This is a genomic window from Campylobacter novaezeelandiae (assembly GCF_018968685.1).
Lineage (GTDB): Bacteria > Campylobacterota > Campylobacteria > Campylobacterales > Campylobacteraceae > Campylobacter_D > Campylobacter_D novaezeelandiae.
In genome coordinates, this window is record NZ_CP076657.1 from 194,001 (window position 1) to 209,754 (window position 15,754).

Below are 15,754 nucleotides of genomic sequence, written 5' to 3' on the forward strand. Positions count from 1 at the left end.
AATGAGCGAAGAAGTGCTTTATTTAGTTTTTATGATTGTTTTATTGGTTGCTTTTTTAGCTTATATGAATATTAAAGATAAAGAAAATATGAGTAAAATTATAAAATTGCAAAATGCTATGGAAGATCTTACTAAGGAACTACATTATCTTAAAAAAAATTTAGACTTAAAGGATGATGAGGAGGAGAAATTCAATATAGATCTTTTAAAAGATGAAGTAAAAATAATGCTCGAACAAGAAGTTTCTAACAAAATTTATCCTATTTTACAAAGTTTGCAAAATGTTGAAAGTATTATAGAAGAATTTCAAAATGAGCAACAAAATAGAATTTTAACCTTGGAGCAAAAAACACAAAGTATAAGTAAACTTACGCCTAATTATGATACAGAGGAACAAAAAATTATAGAGTTGTTTCAGCAGGGTAAAAGTATAGAACAAATTGCAAAAGATCTAAGAGTTGGTATAGGTAATGTTGAGCTTGTCTTAAAATTTAAAAAAATGATTAAATAGGATTTGCAAAATGTTAATTGATAAATATGGAAGAAAAATTAACTATATGAGAATTTCAGTTACTCAAAGGTGTAATTTTCGTTGTCTTTATTGTATGCCAAAAATTCCTTTTGATTGGGTTCCAAAAGAAAATTTATTAACTTTTGAAGAGATGTTTTTATTTGTTAAGGTGGCTATTGATGAGGGAATTTCTAAGATTAGAATTACCGGCGGGGAGCCTTTATTAAGAAAAGATTTAGATGTATTTATTTCGATGATCCATAATTATAAAAAAGATATTGATTTAGCTATTACTACAAATGGATATTTTCTTAAAGATTATGCAAAAGATCTTAAAAAAGCTGGTTTAAAGCGTATTAATGTTTCTCTTGACACTCTTGATCCTAAAAAGGCGAAAATGATCTCTCAAAAAGAGGTTTTAAGTAATGTTTTAGCAGGGATTGAAGAAGCGATTAATTTGGGCTTTAAAGTAAAGATCAACACAGTAGCTCTTAAAAATTTAAATGATAATGAATTAATTTCTTTATTAGAATATGCAAAAAGCTTAAATATACAAATTCGTTTTATAGAATTTATGGAAAATTATCATGCTTATGGAAAACTTCAAGGTCTAAAATCTAATGAAATTCTTGAAATTTTAAAACAAAAATATAAAATTATTTCTTCAAGAAAAGCACAAAATTCACCAGTAACTTTATATGAGATTAATGATTATACATTTGGTATTATTGATCCACATTCTCATGAATTTTGCGATACTTGTAATCGTATAAGACTTAGTGCTGATGGGCTTTTGATACCTTGTTTGTATTATGATGAATCTTTAAGCATTAAAGAGGCGGTAAAAAGAAAAGATCTTAAAGCTGCGGTTGAAATTCTTAAAGAAGTTTTAAGAAATAAACCTGAAAAAAATAAATGGAGTATTGTAGATAATGAAACATCCTCTAGAGCTTTTTATCAAACCGGAGGGTAATTTTTGGATATTGTTGAGAGTTTTATAAGCATACAAGGTGAAGGAAAATTTAGCGGAAGATTAGCTATTTTTGTGCGATTTGCAGGATGTAATTTTAATTGCTATGGTTTTGGAGTGTCTAAAAAGAAAAATGATAAACAATTTTTAGGTTGTGATACCATTAGAGCGGTTTTTACAAAAGATTTTGCTGATTGTTATATCAAATTTACACCTTTAGAACTTTATGAGAGAGTACATATTTTAAAAGCAGATTTTAATCCTATTATAGTTATTACTGGTGGTGAACCTTTATTGCATCATAAAAATGAAGATTTTTTAAAATGGATTGAACTTTTATTAAAAGATAATTTTGAAATCCATTTTGAAACAAATGCAAGTATAATGATAGACTTTGAAAAATATCCTTTATATAAAAAGTGTGTTTTTGCTTTAAGTGTGAAGCTTAGTAATAGTAAAATACCCAAAGAAAAAAGATTAAATTTTGATGCTATAAGAGCTATTGTGCAAAATGCTAAAGGTAGTTTTTATAAATTTGTTTTAGATCAAGAAATGATAAAAAACCACAAAGCTCAAGAAGAAATTGATGAGATTTTGGCTAAAGTAAACAATGAAGTTTATTGTATGCCAATGGGCCATAACGAAGAGAGTTTAAAAACTAATGCTTTAGAGGTAGTTCATTTTTGCATAAAAAATGGTTATAATTATTCTGATAGAATGCATATAAGACTTTGGAATGATAAAGAGGGAATATGATTATTAGAAAAGAATTTGAATTTGAGAATGCTCATATTGTTCGTTTTTGTAGTTCTAAACGTTGTAAAAGTAGCATTCATGGCCATTCTTATAAGGTTGAGATATTGCTTGAAAGCAAGTATTTAGATAATGCTGGGATGGTATATGATTTTGGACTCTTAAAACAAGAGGTAAAACAGATTATTGATAGTTTTGATCATGCTATTACTCTTTTTAAGGATGATGATCAAGAGTATTTAAAACAAATGAAAAAATTTTCTAGTCGTTGGATTATCTTGCCGTTAAATGTTAGTGCTGAGAATTTTTGTCGTATTTTTTTTGTTCTTATTGATACTTTATTGAAACAAACTAAAATGATTAATGGTGAACAAGGGGTTTATTTAAAAAGCATTATAGTTCATGAAACAAAAACTGGTTATGCACAAGGATTTAAAGAGGACGCTTATAGTGAGTTTTTGCCTCCTATAAAACTAGAAGATATAGAATTTTCAAAAGCAATTCAAGAAGAGTGGAAAGATAAGGATTTTTATGAAAAATTAAAAAATTCTTACATTTTTGTTAATCCAAAGGAAGTTTAATGCCATATTTGGTAATCATTTTTTTATTTTTAATTGGATGTTCTAATAATGAAGATAATTCTTTTAAATCTAAATTGCCAGAGCAAGAGATAGTTCAAATAGAGCAAAATGATGAAAAAACCCAAGTCAATGATGATAATCTGCCATTGCCAGTTGGTGATGATTCTTTAGATGATACTCAAACTTTAAATATGAATTTAAGTATCATTGGTTCCTTGTATAAACAAAAATGTGCAAATTGTCATGGAAAAAATGGAGAATTAAAATTAAAAAATAATGTTAAGATTAAAAATTTAAGCAAAGAGAATTTTATCCAAAAATTTAGTTTTTGTGAAAAACAAAATGATAAAGATCATTGCATTAATTTAAATCAAGATCAAATTGAAAATTTGGCTAAATATATTTTAAATAAAGGAAAATAATAATGGATCAAAGTTATGAGTTTGTTTTGGCCTTACATCTATATAGTCTTTATGCAAGTGGTTTTTTGATATTTTTTTATTTAGTTTTAACTCAAGGAAATTTTAAAACTGAATTTATTTTTACAAGAAGAATCCGTTTGTTTTTACCTATTTATTATTTTTTTTTAATTCTAATTTTTTTTACAGGAATGTTACTTTTAGCATTTAATCATTTTGAAATGACTTTAAATTATTGGTTAATGATTTTATCTAATATTTTGATTTTTGTTTTGGCTATATTTCATTTTAAACAATTTAAAAAAGCTCGTGAAAATAGAAGATATATTTTTTTTAGATGGATTAGTTTTTTAATCTTGCCTATAGAAATTCTTTTATTATTTTTACCTTTTTTATTTAAAAAATTTTTTTAAATGCAATTTTTATTTTGTAAAGAAAGCGGTTTAGAGTTTTTATATTTAAAAGATGAAGATTTTTTACATCTTAAAGTGCGCCGTATCAAAGAAAAAGATGTTATTTGTTTAAGAAATTTAAAAGATGACTTTTTATATTTTTATGAAATTGTAGAAATAGCTAAAAAATTTTGCACTTTAAAATTAATTAAAAAAGAAGAAAAAATAACAATAAAAACAGATTTTGCTTTAGCCTTAGCAATCATTGATCCTAAAATTCTAGAAAAAACTTTGCCTTTTTTAAATGAACTTGGCGTAGATAAACTTATTTTAGTTTATACAAAATATTCTCAAAAAAATTTTAAAATTGATCTTAAGCGTTGTGAAAGAATTATTATACAATCTTGTGAACAATGTGGAAGATCTTATATGATGAAAATTGAGATTTTTAATAATATTCAAGAATTTTTAAAAAAATACGAGAATGTTATTTTAGTTGATTTTTCTGGAGAAAAAAAGAAATTTACAAAAGATAATATTTATTTTATAGGACCTGAAGGTGGTTTTAGCGAGGAAGAAGTTAGAAACTTTAAAAATAAAATTTCTTTAAGCACTCAAAATATTCTAAAAGCTCATACCGCAGCTCTTGCTATAAGTTCTAAAATTTTACTTTAATTTATCTTTATTTTATTTATATTCTTATATAATTTAAACTTTAAAAATTTCAAGGAATTGTAATGAGAAAAGAAATTCATCCAGAATATGTAGAGTGTAAAGTAAGTTGTGCATGTGGTAATACTTTTATGACAAGATCAAATAAAAGTGAACTAAGAGTAGATATTTGCTCAAATTGTCATCCGTTTTTTACAGGAAGTGAAAAAATTGTTGATGCAGCTGGTCGTGTAGAGAAATTTAAGAAAAAATACGCAATGCAATAGCAATGCTTTATTTTATTCCTACTCCCATAGGAAATTTAAGCGATATTTCATTTCGTTCTTTAGAAATTTTAAAGATTTGCGAAATAATAATCTGCGAAGATACTAGAATTTGCAAGTCTTTAATTTCTTTTTTAAACTCTAAATTTAATGTTCAAATTAAACCTAAGAAATTTATTTCACTTCATACTCACAATGAAACTCAATTTTTTAAAAATATTACTTTAGATTTTTTTGATAAAAATATAGCTTATATGAGTGATGCTGGTATGCCAGGTATTAGTGATCCTGGATCTTCTTTAATAAAATATGCCTTAAATCACAATTTATCTTATGAAGTTTTGCCTGGTGCTAATGCTGCTTTAGTTGCTTTAGTAAGTAGTGGTTTTTGTAAAAAAGAATTTATTTTTATGGGTTTTTTATCAAATAAAGGCAAAGAGCGCCAAAAAGATATAGAAAAACTTTTAAATAATCCTTATCCAAGTATCGTTTATGAATCTCCAAAGCGTATTTTATCTTTAATTGAAACGATAGTTAATTTAGAAGAAACAAGAGAAATTTTTATTATGAAAGAAATTAGTAAAAAATTTGAAACTAAATTAAGAGCTAATGCTAAAGATTTATTTGAAATTTTAAAAAATACTAATTTAAAAGGCGAATGGGTTGTAGTTTTAAAAGAAAAAGATCAAGAAGAACAAATGAATTTTTTATGTGAAAAAGATATTTTAGAACTTGATTTACCTTTAAAAACCAAAAGCAAGCTTTTATCAAAAATTTATGGTAAAAATTCAAAGGAACTTTATAAAAAACTGCTTTTAAGTCAAGATGGGATAAAATATTAAAATGTTAGTTTATGGTAAGCAGGTATTTTTTTATATTTTAGAGCATTATCCAGATATGATTAATGAAATCTATTTAGCTAAAGAATGTGATTTTAAAACTTTTAATAAAATTGCAAAATCTGGTTTTAAAATCAAAAAACTAGATTTTAAAACAGCTCAATCTTATGCCAGAGGTGGTAATCACCAAGGTTTTTTAATGGATATAAAAGATTTTGTGTTTGCTGACTTTAATGAAATGAAAAAAAATGATTTTTTAATTATACTTTGTGGTATAACTGATATGGGAAATATAGGAGCTATTATTAGAACTGCTTATGCTTTAGGTGTGCAAGGTTTAATTTTTTCTGGTAATCAGCTTGCAATGCAAAATGTAATAAGAACTAGCAGTGGGGCAGCTCTTGGTTTACCTATTGTGGTAAAAAACGATATTTTAGGATTAATCAATGAGCTTAAGCAAATGAATTTTACAATTTATGCTGCTGATAAGGAAGGAAAAGAAATTCATAGTTTAAAATTAAGTAATGTCAAAAAGAAAGCTTTAGTTTTAGGAAGCGAAGGTTTTGGCTTAAGTGCAAAAATAATTAAAAAATGTGATGAATCTATAGGCATAGCTATGAAAAATCAGTTTGATAGCTTAAATGTTAGTGCTGCTTTTGCAATACTTTGTGATAGGATGATAAATGAATAGTTGGAAAAAATTACAAGATTTAGATTTGAGAGAAGTTGCTGCTAGAACACAAATTGAAATTGATTTTCTAAAAGCTTTAATTAATCAAGATTTTGCCACTTTAAATCATTTTAATGTCCGTGGTTTTGTTAAAATTCTAAGTCGTGAATATGAACTTGATTTTACTGATTTTAATGAATTATATGAAAATTATTTAAATGAAAATAATCTTAATAACTCTTATAACCTATCAAAAGGAAAGATTATTACTCCAAAAATTGATATTTATACTAGTAAATCTTCTAGTTTTTGGATTTATATTGCTGCAATAATTATTGTAATTTTAATTTTTGGTTTTTATTATTTAAATGGGGTTAATTTTTTTTTAAAAACTGAAGAAAATAAATCAAGCACAGCAATTGTAAATATTATTGGAGAGGCTAAAACAAATTTAAAAGAAGTAACAAATAAAGTAAAAATTATTGATAATACAGAAGAGCTAACTGAAGAAAAAAATGAAGTAGAAGAAAATAATTTAACTAATCAAGATATCGTTTTGGATGAAAATATTACAATAAATCAAGATCAAAATATAAGCCAAGAGAACAATGTGACTTTTGCAAATGAAGAGGCTAGTATTACAGAAGAAAAAAAAACATTAGATGAAATTACTTTTAAGACGAATGGTAAAATATGGGTCGGCTTAATTGATTTAAAAACTTATAAAAAGAGTAGTTTTGTAAAAGATAAAGATTTTAATATTTCTTTAAAAGAAGATCAGCTCATTTTAATGGGGGCTTCTGCTTTAAGTTTTATAGATGAGAGTGGAAAGGAAAACAAATTTCCGTCTGGAGTTTCTAAACGTTTTTTAATTAAAGATGGAAAAATCTCAAATATAACTTTAAGTGATTTTATAAAGCTTAATAAGGGAAAAGAATGGTAAAAATCTTATTTTTGATAGTTTTTGTAAGTTTATCTTATGGTATTACTAGTTTAGAATTGGCTAAAAATATTGTAAATTCTTCAAATAAAAGAACTCAACTTGAACTTTTATTTACTAATCAAAACTATCAAGATTCAAAAGGTAATTTAGACATAGAAAAAATATCTAATATGTTAAAAGCAAATTCTTTACTTAATCTTATACTTCCAGCTCCAGAAACTTTGAGATTAAATTTCAAAGCACAAACGGATTTTATTTTATTTTTTGAGATTATCAATAATGCTTTAAACAATGCAGGTTATGTGTATTTTATTCCAACAGATTTAGTGCTAAGAGATGGAAACATTGATTATACTATACAAGTAGAATCTCAATACATCTTAGATCCAGGTGTATTTTATAGACTTTTAAAAGAAAATTCTGTCTATATCAATAATATAAAAAAAGTGGGTTTAAATGATTATGAGTATGATTTAAATTTTGATGAAGCGAGATTAAAAACAAACGCAAATGTTAATTTAAATACAACTACTTTTTTAGAGAAACCTTTGCAAGATTATATTATTTTGTTAAAAGGTGCAACTTTACTTAAAATTGATGCTAATGATACTGATGAATGGTTTCCTAAAATTCTATTTTTAGATAAAAATTTAAATTTAATTAAAAGTATTAAAAGTCAAGTAAAAAATAATCATTTTTCAGAATTTATTCCAGATGGTTCAATGTATGCCATAATTAGTGACGTGTATAGTCTTGATAATATCAAAAGAGGTTTAAAAATATATCTTAAAAAATAAGGAAAAAAATGTTTGATGAAATCCGTTTTCATACTATAGAAAGATTGCCAAATTATGTTTTTGCTGAAGTAAATGCGTTAAAAATGCTTGCTAGACACAAAGGAGCAGATATTATAGATTTTTCAATGGGAAATCCAGACGGCAAGACCCCACAACATATTATAGATAAGCTTTGTGAAAGTGCTAATAAAGATAAAACATCTGGATATTCTGCTTCTATAGGAATTTATAAATTAAGACTTGCTATTTGTAATTGGTATAAAAGAAAATATAATGTTATTTTAGATCCAGAAACTGAAGTTGTAGCTACTATGGGTTCTAAAGAAGGTTTTGTAAATCTTGCTCGTGCTATTATTAATCCTGGCGATACGGCTATTGTTCCAACTCCTGCTTATCCTATTCATACCCAAGCTTTTATTATAGCCGGAGGAAATGTCGTTAAAATGCCTATTTGCTATAATGAAAATTTTGAACTTAATGAAACTCAGTTTTTTAAAAATTTAGAACAAACTTTAATTGAAAGTGTGCCAAGAGCTAAATATTTAGTTGTTAATTTTCCTCATAATCCAACTACTACTACAGTGCAAAAAAGCTTTTATGAAAAACTTGTTCAGTTTGCAAAAAAAGAAAGATTTTATATTATTAGCGATATTGCTTATGCTGATTTAACTTATGGATCCTATCAAACTCCTTCAATTTTAGAAATTGATGGCGCAAAAGATGTTGCTGTGGAAACTTATACTCTTTCAAAATCTTACAATATGGCTGGCTGGAGAGTGGGTTTTGTAGTAGGAAATCAACGCCTTGTTAATGCTCTTAAAAAAATTAAATCTTGGTTTGATTATGGTATGTATACACCTATACAAGTTGCAGCCACTATAGCTCTTGATAGTGATCAAAGTTGTGTTGAAAATATTAGATTAAATTATGAAAGAAGAATGCAAGTTTTAGTAGAAGCTTTTGGTAATATAGGTTGGAATTTAATAAAACCAAATGCAAGTATGTTTATATGGGCGAAACTACCGTCTAGCAAAGCTCATTTAAAAAGTTTAGAATTTTCAAAACAACTTTTACAATATGCCAATGTTGCAGTAAGTCCAGGGGTTGGTTTTGGAGAGGCAGGAGATGAATATGTGCGTATTGCTTTAATAGAAAATGAAAATCGCATTCGTCAAGCTGCAAGAAATATTAAAAAATATTTTAAAGAAAATATATGAGAGTTGCTATTTTAGGTTATGGAACGGTAGGAAGTAATGTTGCAAAGGTTTTAATTGAAAATGAAAAAATTATAAAAGCAAGATGTGGTCAAAGTATTACTCCTGTGATAGCTTTAGCAAGACATGCTAAAAAAGATGCTCTTATTCCTATTACTTCAGATATAAATGAGATTTTAAATTTTAAAGATATTGATGTATTTGTAGAATTAATGGGCGGGATTGAGCTCCCTTTTCAAATTATTAGTGAATTATTAAAAAGAAAGAAAAATGTTGTAACCGCTAATAAAGCTTTGCTCGCTTATCATCGTTATGAGCTTGAAACATTAGCTAAGGACTTAGCTTTTGGCTATGAAGCAAGTGTTGCTGGAGGTATTCCTATTATTAAAGTTTTAAAAGAAGGTTTGAGTGCAAATAATATTATTAATATTAAGGGTATTTTAAATGGAACTTGTAATTATATTCTAACTTGTATGCAACAAGTTGGAATGGATTTTCACAATGCCTTACAAAAAGCACAAGAATTAGGTTATGCCGAGGCTGATCCTAGTTTTGATATAGAAGGACAAGATGCTGCACATAAACTTTTAATCTTAGCAAGTCTTGCTTACAATCTTGATATAAAACCTGAAGATATTTTAATGCAAGGTATCAAAGATATAAGTTCTGAAGATATGTATTTTGCTAATGAATTTGATTTTACTATAAAACTTTTGGGTATAGCTAAATTAAAAGATTCAAATATTGAATTAAGAGTGCACCCTACTATGATAAGTAAAAATAAAATGCTTTCTAAAGTTGATGGCGTTATGAATGCTATTTCTATAGTGGGTGATGCATTGGGAGAAAGTCTTTATTATGGTGCTGGTGCTGGAGGTTTGGCAACGGCTAGTGCTGTTGTTGCTGATCTGATAGATATAGCAAAGGGAAATTTTAAAACTCCTATGTTAGGTTTTAAGGAAAAATTAGAATTTAATTTATTAAAACCAGAAGAGATTTATACAAAATATTATTTAAGAATTAAAGTAGAAGATAAATTGGGAGTTTTGTCTAAGATCACTTTGCTTATGTCTCAAAATTTAATTTCTATTGAAAGTTTTTTACAAAAACCTAAAAAGAATAATGAAAATTATACTACTATATTTTTTACAACACATTTTACTTATGAAAAGAGTATACAAAATTTATTAAGAATTTTAAAAAAGCAAGAATTTGTTAAAGATGAACCTTTTATGATGCGCATAGAGGATTAATGGGGTTATCTTCATATATTCTTGGTATTAAAGGTGAAGACGAGGCTTGTAATTTTCTAAAAAAACAACAATTTAGTATTTTAGAAAGAAATTTTCATTCCAAATTCGGTGAAATAGATATTATTGCTTTAAAAGATAATATTTTACATTTTATTGAAGTAAAATTTACCCAAAATGATTATAATATCTATGAGCGTATTGATCATAAAAAGTATCAAAAAATTATTAAAACGATAGAATTTTATTTTATTAAAACACGAAAAAATAATGATTTCCAAATAGATCTAATTTGTGTTAAAAATAATGTAATAGAATTTATTGAAAATATAACTTTTTAAGTTAGTTTTTTATTTAGTTAAAATACAATAAATTAAAAAAAGGAGAAATTATGGGAAAATATATAGAACTTACTTCAGAGAATTTTTCTGAAATAAAAGAAGGTGTTGCCCTAGTTGACTTTTGGGCTCCTTGGTGTGGACCTTGTAGAATGCTATCACCAGTAATTGATGAACTTGCAAATGATTTTGAAGGTAAAGCGAAAATTTGTAAAGTTAATACAGATGAGCAAGGGGATTTAGCAGCTGAATATGGAGTAAGATCAATTCCTACTTTAATATTTTTTAAAAATGGTGAAGTAATAGATCAGCTAGTTGGAGCACAATCTAAGCAAGCTATTGCTGATAAAATTAATTCTTTACTTTAATCTTCTTAAAGTCGCTTTGGCGACTTTATTCTAATTATATTTTATATTAAATAATAATTTTTATTAACTGCTTATTAAGAAAAAATTCTATATTATAATAAAAATAATTTTTTTAGAAAAAGGAATTTAAATGTTAGATTTAGCAATTATAGGAGGAGGACCTGCTGGACTTAGTGCAGGACTTTATGCGACTAGAGGAGGCTTAAAAAATGTTGTTATGTTTGAAAAAGGTATGCCAGGCGGTCAAATAACTTCAAGCTCTGAAATAGAAAATTATCCTGGAGTTGCCACTGTAATGGATGGTATTTCTTTTATGGCTCCATGGAGTGAACAGTGTATGCGTTTTGGTTTAAAGCATGAGATGGTAGGAGTGGTTCAAATTGTAAAAAATAATAATGGTAGTTTTGATGTAAAGTTAGAAAATGGAAAAGTAGAGCAAGCTAAAGCAGTTATTGTTTGCACAGGTTCAACTCCACGTCGTGCAGGATTTAAAGGAGAAGATGAATTTTTTGGTAAAGGTGTAAGCACTTGTGCAACTTGTGATGGATTTTTTTATAAAAATAAAGAAGTTGCAGTTTTAGGAGGGGGCGATACAGCTTTAGAAGAAGCTTTGTATCTTGCTAATATTTGCTCTAAAGTTTATCTTGTTCACAGAAGAGATGAATTTAGAGCTGCTCCTTCTACTATAGAAAAAGTGAAAAAAAATGAGAAAATAGAACTTATCACTAGTGCGAGTATTGATGAGGTTTATGGTGATAAAATGGGTGTTAGTGGTGTAAAAGTTAAATTAAGAGATGGAAGTATTAGAGATTTAAAAATTCCTGGAATTTTTACTTTTGTTGGACTTGATGTGCGCAATGAAATTTTAAAACAAGATGATGGAAAATTTTTATGCGATATGGAAGAAGGAGGTCAGGTTAGTGTTGATCTTAAAATGCAGACAAATATTAAGGGACTCTTTGCTGCAGGAGATTTAAGAAAAGATGCTCCAAAACAAGTTATTTGTGCTGCGAGTGATGGGGCGATTGCAGCACTTAGCGCAATAGCATATGTAGAAAGTCTACACTAAAATTTCTACCTCGCAAGAGGTAGAAAAATTTAATGAAAATTAAGATAAGAACTTATAAATTTAATCCAAGGTATCCCAATAATAATATAAATTGCAAGATATACAAAAGCAAACATTCCACCAAGTAAGAAAAATTTAGCTCCCTTTACGTATCCGCTTCCAAACCATAAAGGCGAACATCCTGTTCCATAAGGAGTGATAATTCCCATAAATCCCATACTTAAAGCAAGGATTAACATTACTTCTTGAGCATTTGCTCCTTGAATTTGTCCTGCTAAACTTGCAAAAATAGCAATAATTGCAGTGACATAAGCTGTTCCAGATGCGAAAAAATATCTAAGCCATGAAAAAAGTAAAAGCAGTAATATACTTGCAAATAAAGGAGAAAATCCGAGTAAATGTTTACCTAAATTGTTTGTTAAAAAATCCAATATTCCCATATTTTTAAGACCGCTAGCTAGAGTAATAAGAGTAGCAAACCATATTAATGTATTCCAAGCACTTTTATTTGATAAAAAATCTTGCCAAGTAATTATTTTAAGAGATATCATTAAAATAATCATTATTAAAGCTGTTGTTGTAGCATTGATCTTAAAAAAACTAGCTCCAACCCATAAAATTAAACCGATTAAAGCAACTATAATCATATAGATTTGTTTTTTATCCATTTTACCCAAAGCCTTATATTTTTCATTTGACCATTGTGCAATTTCTTTTGAGCCTTTGATTTCAGGTGGATATATAAAATATCCAAGTAAAGGTGTTAAAATAAATATAATAATTCCAACAGGTAAAAAAGATAAAAACCATCCAAGCCAATCTACTACTTCAATACCGTTTTTCGAAATTAAAGATAAGGCAAGAGGATTTGGTGCTTGTCCAGTTAAAAAAATAGAACTTGTTACACATGAGCTTGCTAAACCCATCCAAACTAAATATGATCCTATTTTTCTAGGATTTTTATCAGGATAACTTTCAAACATAGGAGCTATATTTGTTACTATAGGATAAACTGTTCCCCCGCTTCTTGCTGCATTACTTGGAATAAAAGGAGCCAAAATAAAATCAACTATGCAAATAGCATATCCTAAACCCAAAGTTGATTTACCAAGTTTTGAAACAAGATAAAGAGCTATTCTTTCACCAAGTCCTGTTTTTGAAAAGCCAAGGCCTATGGTAAAAGCAGAAAAGATTAACCAAACAACAGAGTCAGAAAAACCGCTTAATCCCCATTTTATAGCCATACTATCACTTATAATACTTTTATCACTTCCTACTGGACCTATCTTAAAAATGACAACTAAAGTTATAGCAATGACTCCTATTAATGCTGGTGGAATAGGTTCTAGCATTAAACCTATAATCAGTCCAATAAAAATACTTAAATAAAGCCAAGAGTTATTACTTAGTCCTTCTGGAGTAGGAATAAAGTAAAATGCTATAGCTATAACAATAGGCAAAAATAGCTTCCACATTGTTTCTCCTTTAAAATGATTTGTATTATATTTTAACAGAAAGTTAAAATATTTAAAATATATTTTAAATATTTTAAAATAAATAATTTATTAATTTAATTTTATATAATTTTAGAATTAATTAAGAAGGATAAAAATGGTAGAAATTGGAATTTATGGAGCCTGTGGAAGAATGGGTAGACAAATACAAGAGTGTTTGGAATTTGATGATGAAGCAAAGGTGTCTGTGCTTTATGATAAAAATGGAAATTTAGAAGAACTTTTTAAAAAAAGTGATGTGATTATTGATTTTTCTTCTCCTTATGGAACAAATGAACTTTTAGAGTTTTCAAAAAATAATCATAAACCTTTAGTAATTGGCACAACAGGATTAGATGAGAAAGTGATGAAATTAATGTATAATCTAAGCAAATCGATGCCAATATTTTATGCAACAAATATGTCTTTAGGAGTTGCTGTATTAAACTATCTTGCAAGCAAGGCGAGTATTATGCTTAAAAATTTCGATATAGAAATCGTTGAAATGCATCATAGGCACAAAAAAGATTCTCCAAGTGGCACAGCTTTAACTTTGGCTGAAAATGTAGCTAAAACTAGAAATTTACAACTTCAAAATATCAGAATAAGTGGTAGAGATGGGATTAGTGGAGAAAGAAGCAAAGATGAGATTGCTGTAATGAGTTTAAGAGGTGGAGATATAGTAGGACGTCATACTATAGGTTTTTATGAAGAAGGAGAATATTTAGAATTAACTCATAATGCTACCTCAAGAGCTACTTTTGCTAAAGGTGCAATTAAAATTGCCAAATGGCTTATTCAAAAGGAGCCAAAATTATATTCAATGAATGATTTTTTAGGAATTTAAATGTGTGCAATTGTAGGGGTAATTAATTCTAAAAATGCAAGTACTTATGCTTATTATGCTTTATTTGCTATGCAGCATCGCGGACAAGAAGCAAGTGGAATAAGTGCAAGCGATGGTAAAGGTATAAAAACTATTAAGGCTAAAGGAGAAGTAAATCAAATTTTTAATCCTTTAAATTTAAAAAGTTTAAATGGTGAAATTGCTATAGGTCATAATCGCTATTCTACGGCTGGAAATTCAAGTATTGATGATACACAACCTATTTATGCTAATTGTTCTTTTGGGGATATTTCTTTAGTACATAATGGAAATTTAGTAAATAAAAATGAAGTAAGAGAATTTTTAATGCAATGTGGTGCAATTTTTCAAACAAATTTGGATACTGAAAATTTAATCCATTTAATTGCCCGTAGTAAAGAACAAGATTTAAAAGATCGTTTGATAGAGAGTTTAAAAAAATGTATAGGGGCTTATTGTTTTATGTTGGCTAGTAAAGATAAGCTTTATGTGATAAGAGATGCTTATGGAGTTAGACCTTTGTCTTTAGGGCGTTTAAAAGATGGCGGTTATATTATAGCTAGTGAAACTTGTGCTTTTGATTTGATTGAAGCAGAATTTATCCGAGATGTAAAAGCAGGAGAGATGCTTATTTTTACACAAGGAAATGATAATTTTGAAAGTATACAACTTTTTAATGAAAAGCCTAGAATTTGTGCTTTTGAATATATTTATTTTGCTAGACCTGATAGCATTATAGAAGGAAAAAGTGTTTATGAGGTGCGTAAAAAATTAGGTGAAACTTTAGCAAAAAAATTTGATCAAAAGATCGATTTTGTAGTGCCTGTCCCAGATAGTGGAGTAAGTGCTGCTATAGGTTTTTCTCAATATCTTAAAATCCCACTTGAAATGGCAATTGTTAGAAATCATTATGTAGGCAGAACTTTTATAGAACCAACCGAGGAGCTTAGAAATTTTAAAGTTAAATTAAAACTTAACCCCATGTCCAAGGTTTTAAAAGATAAAGAGATTGTAGTAATTGATGATAGTTTAGTGCGTGGAACAACTTCTAAAAAAATCATTTCTTTACTTAGGGCAGCTGGAGCAAGCAAAATTCATTTAGCTATTGCTTGTCCTGAAATTAAGTTTCCAGATATTTACGGTATAGATACACCTACTTTTGAAGAGTTAATCAGTGCTAATAAAAACATAAAACAAGTAAAAGAATTTATTGATGCTGATTCTCTTACTTTTTTAAGTATAGATGAACTAGTAAGTAGCATAGGAAATGAAAGATCTTATTCTTTAGTCAGTTTTGATGGAGATTATTTTATAAAATAAACCTTAGTTAGAATATTATTTTATTTT

Annotated in this window: 20 protein-coding genes; 19 read left to right on the plus strand and 1 reads right to left on the minus strand. The window is 27.5% G+C overall.

Annotated features, from left to right (window positions below; translation table 11 throughout):
- Nucleotide 1 precedes the first annotated feature (1 nt).
- The 17 genes from CNZW441b_RS01105 to trxB all read left to right on the plus strand — a co-directional run bounded on the left by CNZW441b_RS01105 (nt 2) and on the right by trxB (nt 12,049).
- Nucleotides 2–511 carry a DUF6115 domain-containing protein gene (locus CNZW441b_RS01105; RefSeq protein WP_131163913.1) on the plus strand — a complete coding sequence of 170 codons (510 nt, stop codon included), beginning with the start codon at nt 2–4 and terminating at the stop codon, nt 509–511.
- 10 nt (nt 512–521) lie between these two features.
- The gene (moaA, locus tag CNZW441b_RS01110) at nt 522–1,484 is read left to right on the plus strand and encodes a GTP 3',8-cyclase MoaA (RefSeq protein WP_131163912.1); all 963 of its coding nucleotides are present in this window, start codon (nt 522–524) and stop codon (nt 1,482–1,484) included.
- Nucleotides 1,485–1,487: 3 nt separating this feature from the next.
- Entirely contained in the window at nt 1,488–2,237 is a 750-nt protein-coding gene (locus CNZW441b_RS01115; protein WP_131163911.1) for a 7-carboxy-7-deazaguanine synthase QueE, read from the plus strand.
- The gene (locus CNZW441b_RS01120) at nt 2,234–2,815 is read left to right on the plus strand and encodes a 6-pyruvoyl trahydropterin synthase family protein (RefSeq protein ID WP_131186398.1); all 582 of its coding nucleotides are present in this window, start codon (nt 2,234–2,236) and stop codon (nt 2,813–2,815) included. The genes CNZW441b_RS01115 and CNZW441b_RS01120 overlap by 4 nt, the downstream gene beginning before the upstream one ends.
- A complete protein-coding gene (locus CNZW441b_RS01125; RefSeq protein WP_131163909.1) occupies nt 2,815–3,237 on the plus strand; it encodes a c-type cytochrome in 423 nt (140 codons plus the stop codon). The genes CNZW441b_RS01120 and CNZW441b_RS01125 overlap by 1 nt, the downstream gene beginning before the upstream one ends.
- A gap of 2 nt (nt 3,238–3,239) precedes the next feature.
- Complete coding sequence (locus CNZW441b_RS01130) at nt 3,240–3,647, plus strand: hypothetical protein (protein ID WP_131163908.1); 408 nt, start codon at nt 3,240–3,242, stop codon at nt 3,645–3,647.
- The gene (locus CNZW441b_RS01135; protein ID WP_131163907.1) at nt 3,648–4,301 is read left to right on the plus strand and encodes a 16S rRNA (uracil(1498)-N(3))-methyltransferase; all 654 of its coding nucleotides are present in this window, start codon (nt 3,648–3,650) and stop codon (nt 4,299–4,301) included. It begins immediately after the preceding gene.
- A gap of 62 nt (nt 4,302–4,363) precedes the next feature.
- Nucleotides 4,364–4,564, plus strand: a complete 201-nt coding sequence (gene rpmE / locus CNZW441b_RS01140) for a 50S ribosomal protein L31 (protein WP_131163906.1) — start codon at nt 4,364–4,366, stop codon at nt 4,562–4,564.
- Nucleotides 4,565–4,566: 2 nt separating this feature from the next.
- Nucleotides 4,567–5,403, plus strand: coding sequence for a 16S rRNA (cytidine(1402)-2'-O)-methyltransferase (gene rsmI / locus CNZW441b_RS01145; RefSeq protein ID WP_216681441.1), 837 nt, complete (start codon nt 4,567–4,569; stop codon nt 5,401–5,403).
- Between the two features lies 1 nt (nt 5,404).
- Nucleotides 5,405–6,091, plus strand: coding sequence for a 23S rRNA (guanosine(2251)-2'-O)-methyltransferase RlmB (rlmB, locus tag CNZW441b_RS01150; protein ID WP_131163904.1), 687 nt, complete (start codon nt 5,405–5,407; stop codon nt 6,089–6,091).
- Nucleotides 6,084–7,013, plus strand: coding sequence for a helix-turn-helix domain-containing protein (locus CNZW441b_RS01155; protein WP_131186400.1), 930 nt, complete (start codon nt 6,084–6,086; stop codon nt 7,011–7,013). The genes rlmB and CNZW441b_RS01155 overlap by 8 nt, the downstream gene beginning before the upstream one ends.
- On the plus strand, nt 7,007–7,810 hold the full coding sequence (locus CNZW441b_RS01160) for a hypothetical protein (RefSeq protein WP_131163902.1): 804 nt from the start codon (nt 7,007–7,009) through the stop codon (nt 7,808–7,810). Before CNZW441b_RS01155 ends, CNZW441b_RS01160 begins: the two co-directional genes overlap by 7 nt.
- An 8-nt stretch (nt 7,811–7,818) precedes the next feature.
- Nucleotides 7,819–9,027: an LL-diaminopimelate aminotransferase gene (locus CNZW441b_RS01165; RefSeq protein WP_131163901.1), complete on the plus strand. Its 1,209-nt coding sequence runs from the start codon at nt 7,819–7,821 to the stop codon at nt 9,025–9,027.
- Nucleotides 9,024–10,277, plus strand: coding sequence for a homoserine dehydrogenase (locus CNZW441b_RS01170; RefSeq protein WP_216681442.1), 1,254 nt, complete (start codon nt 9,024–9,026; stop codon nt 10,275–10,277). The genes CNZW441b_RS01165 and CNZW441b_RS01170 overlap by 4 nt, the downstream gene beginning before the upstream one ends.
- The gene (locus CNZW441b_RS01175) at nt 10,277–10,615 is read left to right on the plus strand and encodes a YraN family protein (RefSeq protein ID WP_131163899.1); all 339 of its coding nucleotides are present in this window, start codon (nt 10,277–10,279) and stop codon (nt 10,613–10,615) included. Before CNZW441b_RS01170 ends, CNZW441b_RS01175 begins: the two co-directional genes overlap by 1 nt.
- Before the next feature lie 50 nt (nt 10,616–10,665).
- On the plus strand, nt 10,666–10,980 hold the full coding sequence (gene trxA / locus CNZW441b_RS01180; protein WP_131163898.1) for a thioredoxin: 315 nt from the start codon (nt 10,666–10,668) through the stop codon (nt 10,978–10,980).
- A gap of 130 nt (nt 10,981–11,110) precedes the next feature.
- Nucleotides 11,111–12,049, plus strand: a complete 939-nt coding sequence (trxB, locus tag CNZW441b_RS01185) for a thioredoxin-disulfide reductase (protein WP_200218791.1) — start codon at nt 11,111–11,113, stop codon at nt 12,047–12,049.
- Nucleotides 12,050–12,078: 29 nt separating this feature from the next.
- Here trxB and CNZW441b_RS01190 read toward each other — a convergent pair whose 3' ends face one another.
- Nucleotides 12,079–13,524 (minus strand): DASS family sodium-coupled anion symporter, encoded by a 1,446-nt coding sequence (locus CNZW441b_RS01190; RefSeq protein ID WP_216681443.1) that lies wholly within the window; start codon nt 13,522–13,524, stop codon nt 12,079–12,081.
- 136 nt (nt 13,525–13,660) lie between these two features.
- Between CNZW441b_RS01190 and dapB the strand changes: the two genes are divergently transcribed.
- Nucleotides 13,661–14,389 carry a 4-hydroxy-tetrahydrodipicolinate reductase gene (dapB, locus tag CNZW441b_RS01195; protein WP_216681444.1) on the plus strand — a complete coding sequence of 243 codons (729 nt, stop codon included), beginning with the start codon at nt 13,661–13,663 and terminating at the stop codon, nt 14,387–14,389.
- On the plus strand, nt 14,390–15,727 hold the full coding sequence (gene purF / locus CNZW441b_RS01200) for an amidophosphoribosyltransferase (protein ID WP_216681445.1): 1,338 nt from the start codon (nt 14,390–14,392) through the stop codon (nt 15,725–15,727).
- Nucleotides 15,728–15,754: the final 27 nt, after the last annotated feature.

Bases quoted from the DNA above. Each gene is read 5' to 3' on its own strand.
- CNZW441b_RS01105 (WP_131163913.1), top strand. From the start codon at position 2: ATGAGCGAAGAAGTGCTTTATTTAGTTTTTATGATTGTTTTATTGGTT.
- moaA (WP_131163912.1), top strand. From the start codon at position 522: ATGTTAATTGATAAATATGGAAGAAAAATTAACTATATGAGAATTTCA.
- CNZW441b_RS01120 (WP_131186398.1), top strand. From the start codon at position 2,234: ATGATTATTAGAAAAGAATTTGAATTTGAGAATGCTCATATTGTTCGT.
- CNZW441b_RS01125 (WP_131163909.1), top strand. From the start codon at position 2,815: ATGCCATATTTGGTAATCATTTTTTTATTTTTAATTGGATGTTCTAAT.
- CNZW441b_RS01130 (WP_131163908.1), top strand. From the start codon at position 3,240: ATGGATCAAAGTTATGAGTTTGTTTTGGCCTTACATCTATATAGTCTT.
- CNZW441b_RS01135 (WP_131163907.1), top strand. From the start codon at position 3,648: ATGCAATTTTTATTTTGTAAAGAAAGCGGTTTAGAGTTTTTATATTTA.
- rpmE (WP_131163906.1), top strand. From the start codon at position 4,364: ATGAGAAAAGAAATTCATCCAGAATATGTAGAGTGTAAAGTAAGTTGT.
- rsmI (WP_216681441.1), top strand. From the start codon at position 4,567: ATGCTTTATTTTATTCCTACTCCCATAGGAAATTTAAGCGATATTTCA.
- rlmB (WP_131163904.1), top strand. From the start codon at position 5,405: ATGTTAGTTTATGGTAAGCAGGTATTTTTTTATATTTTAGAGCATTAT.
- CNZW441b_RS01155 (WP_131186400.1), top strand. From the start codon at position 6,084: ATGAATAGTTGGAAAAAATTACAAGATTTAGATTTGAGAGAAGTTGCT.
- CNZW441b_RS01160 (WP_131163902.1), top strand. From the start codon at position 7,007: ATGGTAAAAATCTTATTTTTGATAGTTTTTGTAAGTTTATCTTATGGT.
- CNZW441b_RS01165 (WP_131163901.1), top strand. From the start codon at position 7,819: ATGTTTGATGAAATCCGTTTTCATACTATAGAAAGATTGCCAAATTAT.
- CNZW441b_RS01170 (WP_216681442.1), top strand. From the start codon at position 9,024: ATGAGAGTTGCTATTTTAGGTTATGGAACGGTAGGAAGTAATGTTGCA.
- CNZW441b_RS01175 (WP_131163899.1), top strand. From the start codon at position 10,277: ATGGGGTTATCTTCATATATTCTTGGTATTAAAGGTGAAGACGAGGCT.
- trxA (WP_131163898.1), top strand. From the start codon at position 10,666: ATGGGAAAATATATAGAACTTACTTCAGAGAATTTTTCTGAAATAAAA.
- trxB (WP_200218791.1), top strand. From the start codon at position 11,111: ATGTTAGATTTAGCAATTATAGGAGGAGGACCTGCTGGACTTAGTGCA.
- CNZW441b_RS01190 (WP_216681443.1), bottom strand. From the start codon at position 13,524: ATGTGGAAGCTATTTTTGCCTATTGTTATAGCTATAGCATTTTACTTT.
- dapB (WP_216681444.1), top strand. From the start codon at position 13,661: ATGGTAGAAATTGGAATTTATGGAGCCTGTGGAAGAATGGGTAGACAA.
- purF (WP_216681445.1), top strand. From the start codon at position 14,390: ATGTGTGCAATTGTAGGGGTAATTAATTCTAAAAATGCAAGTACTTAT.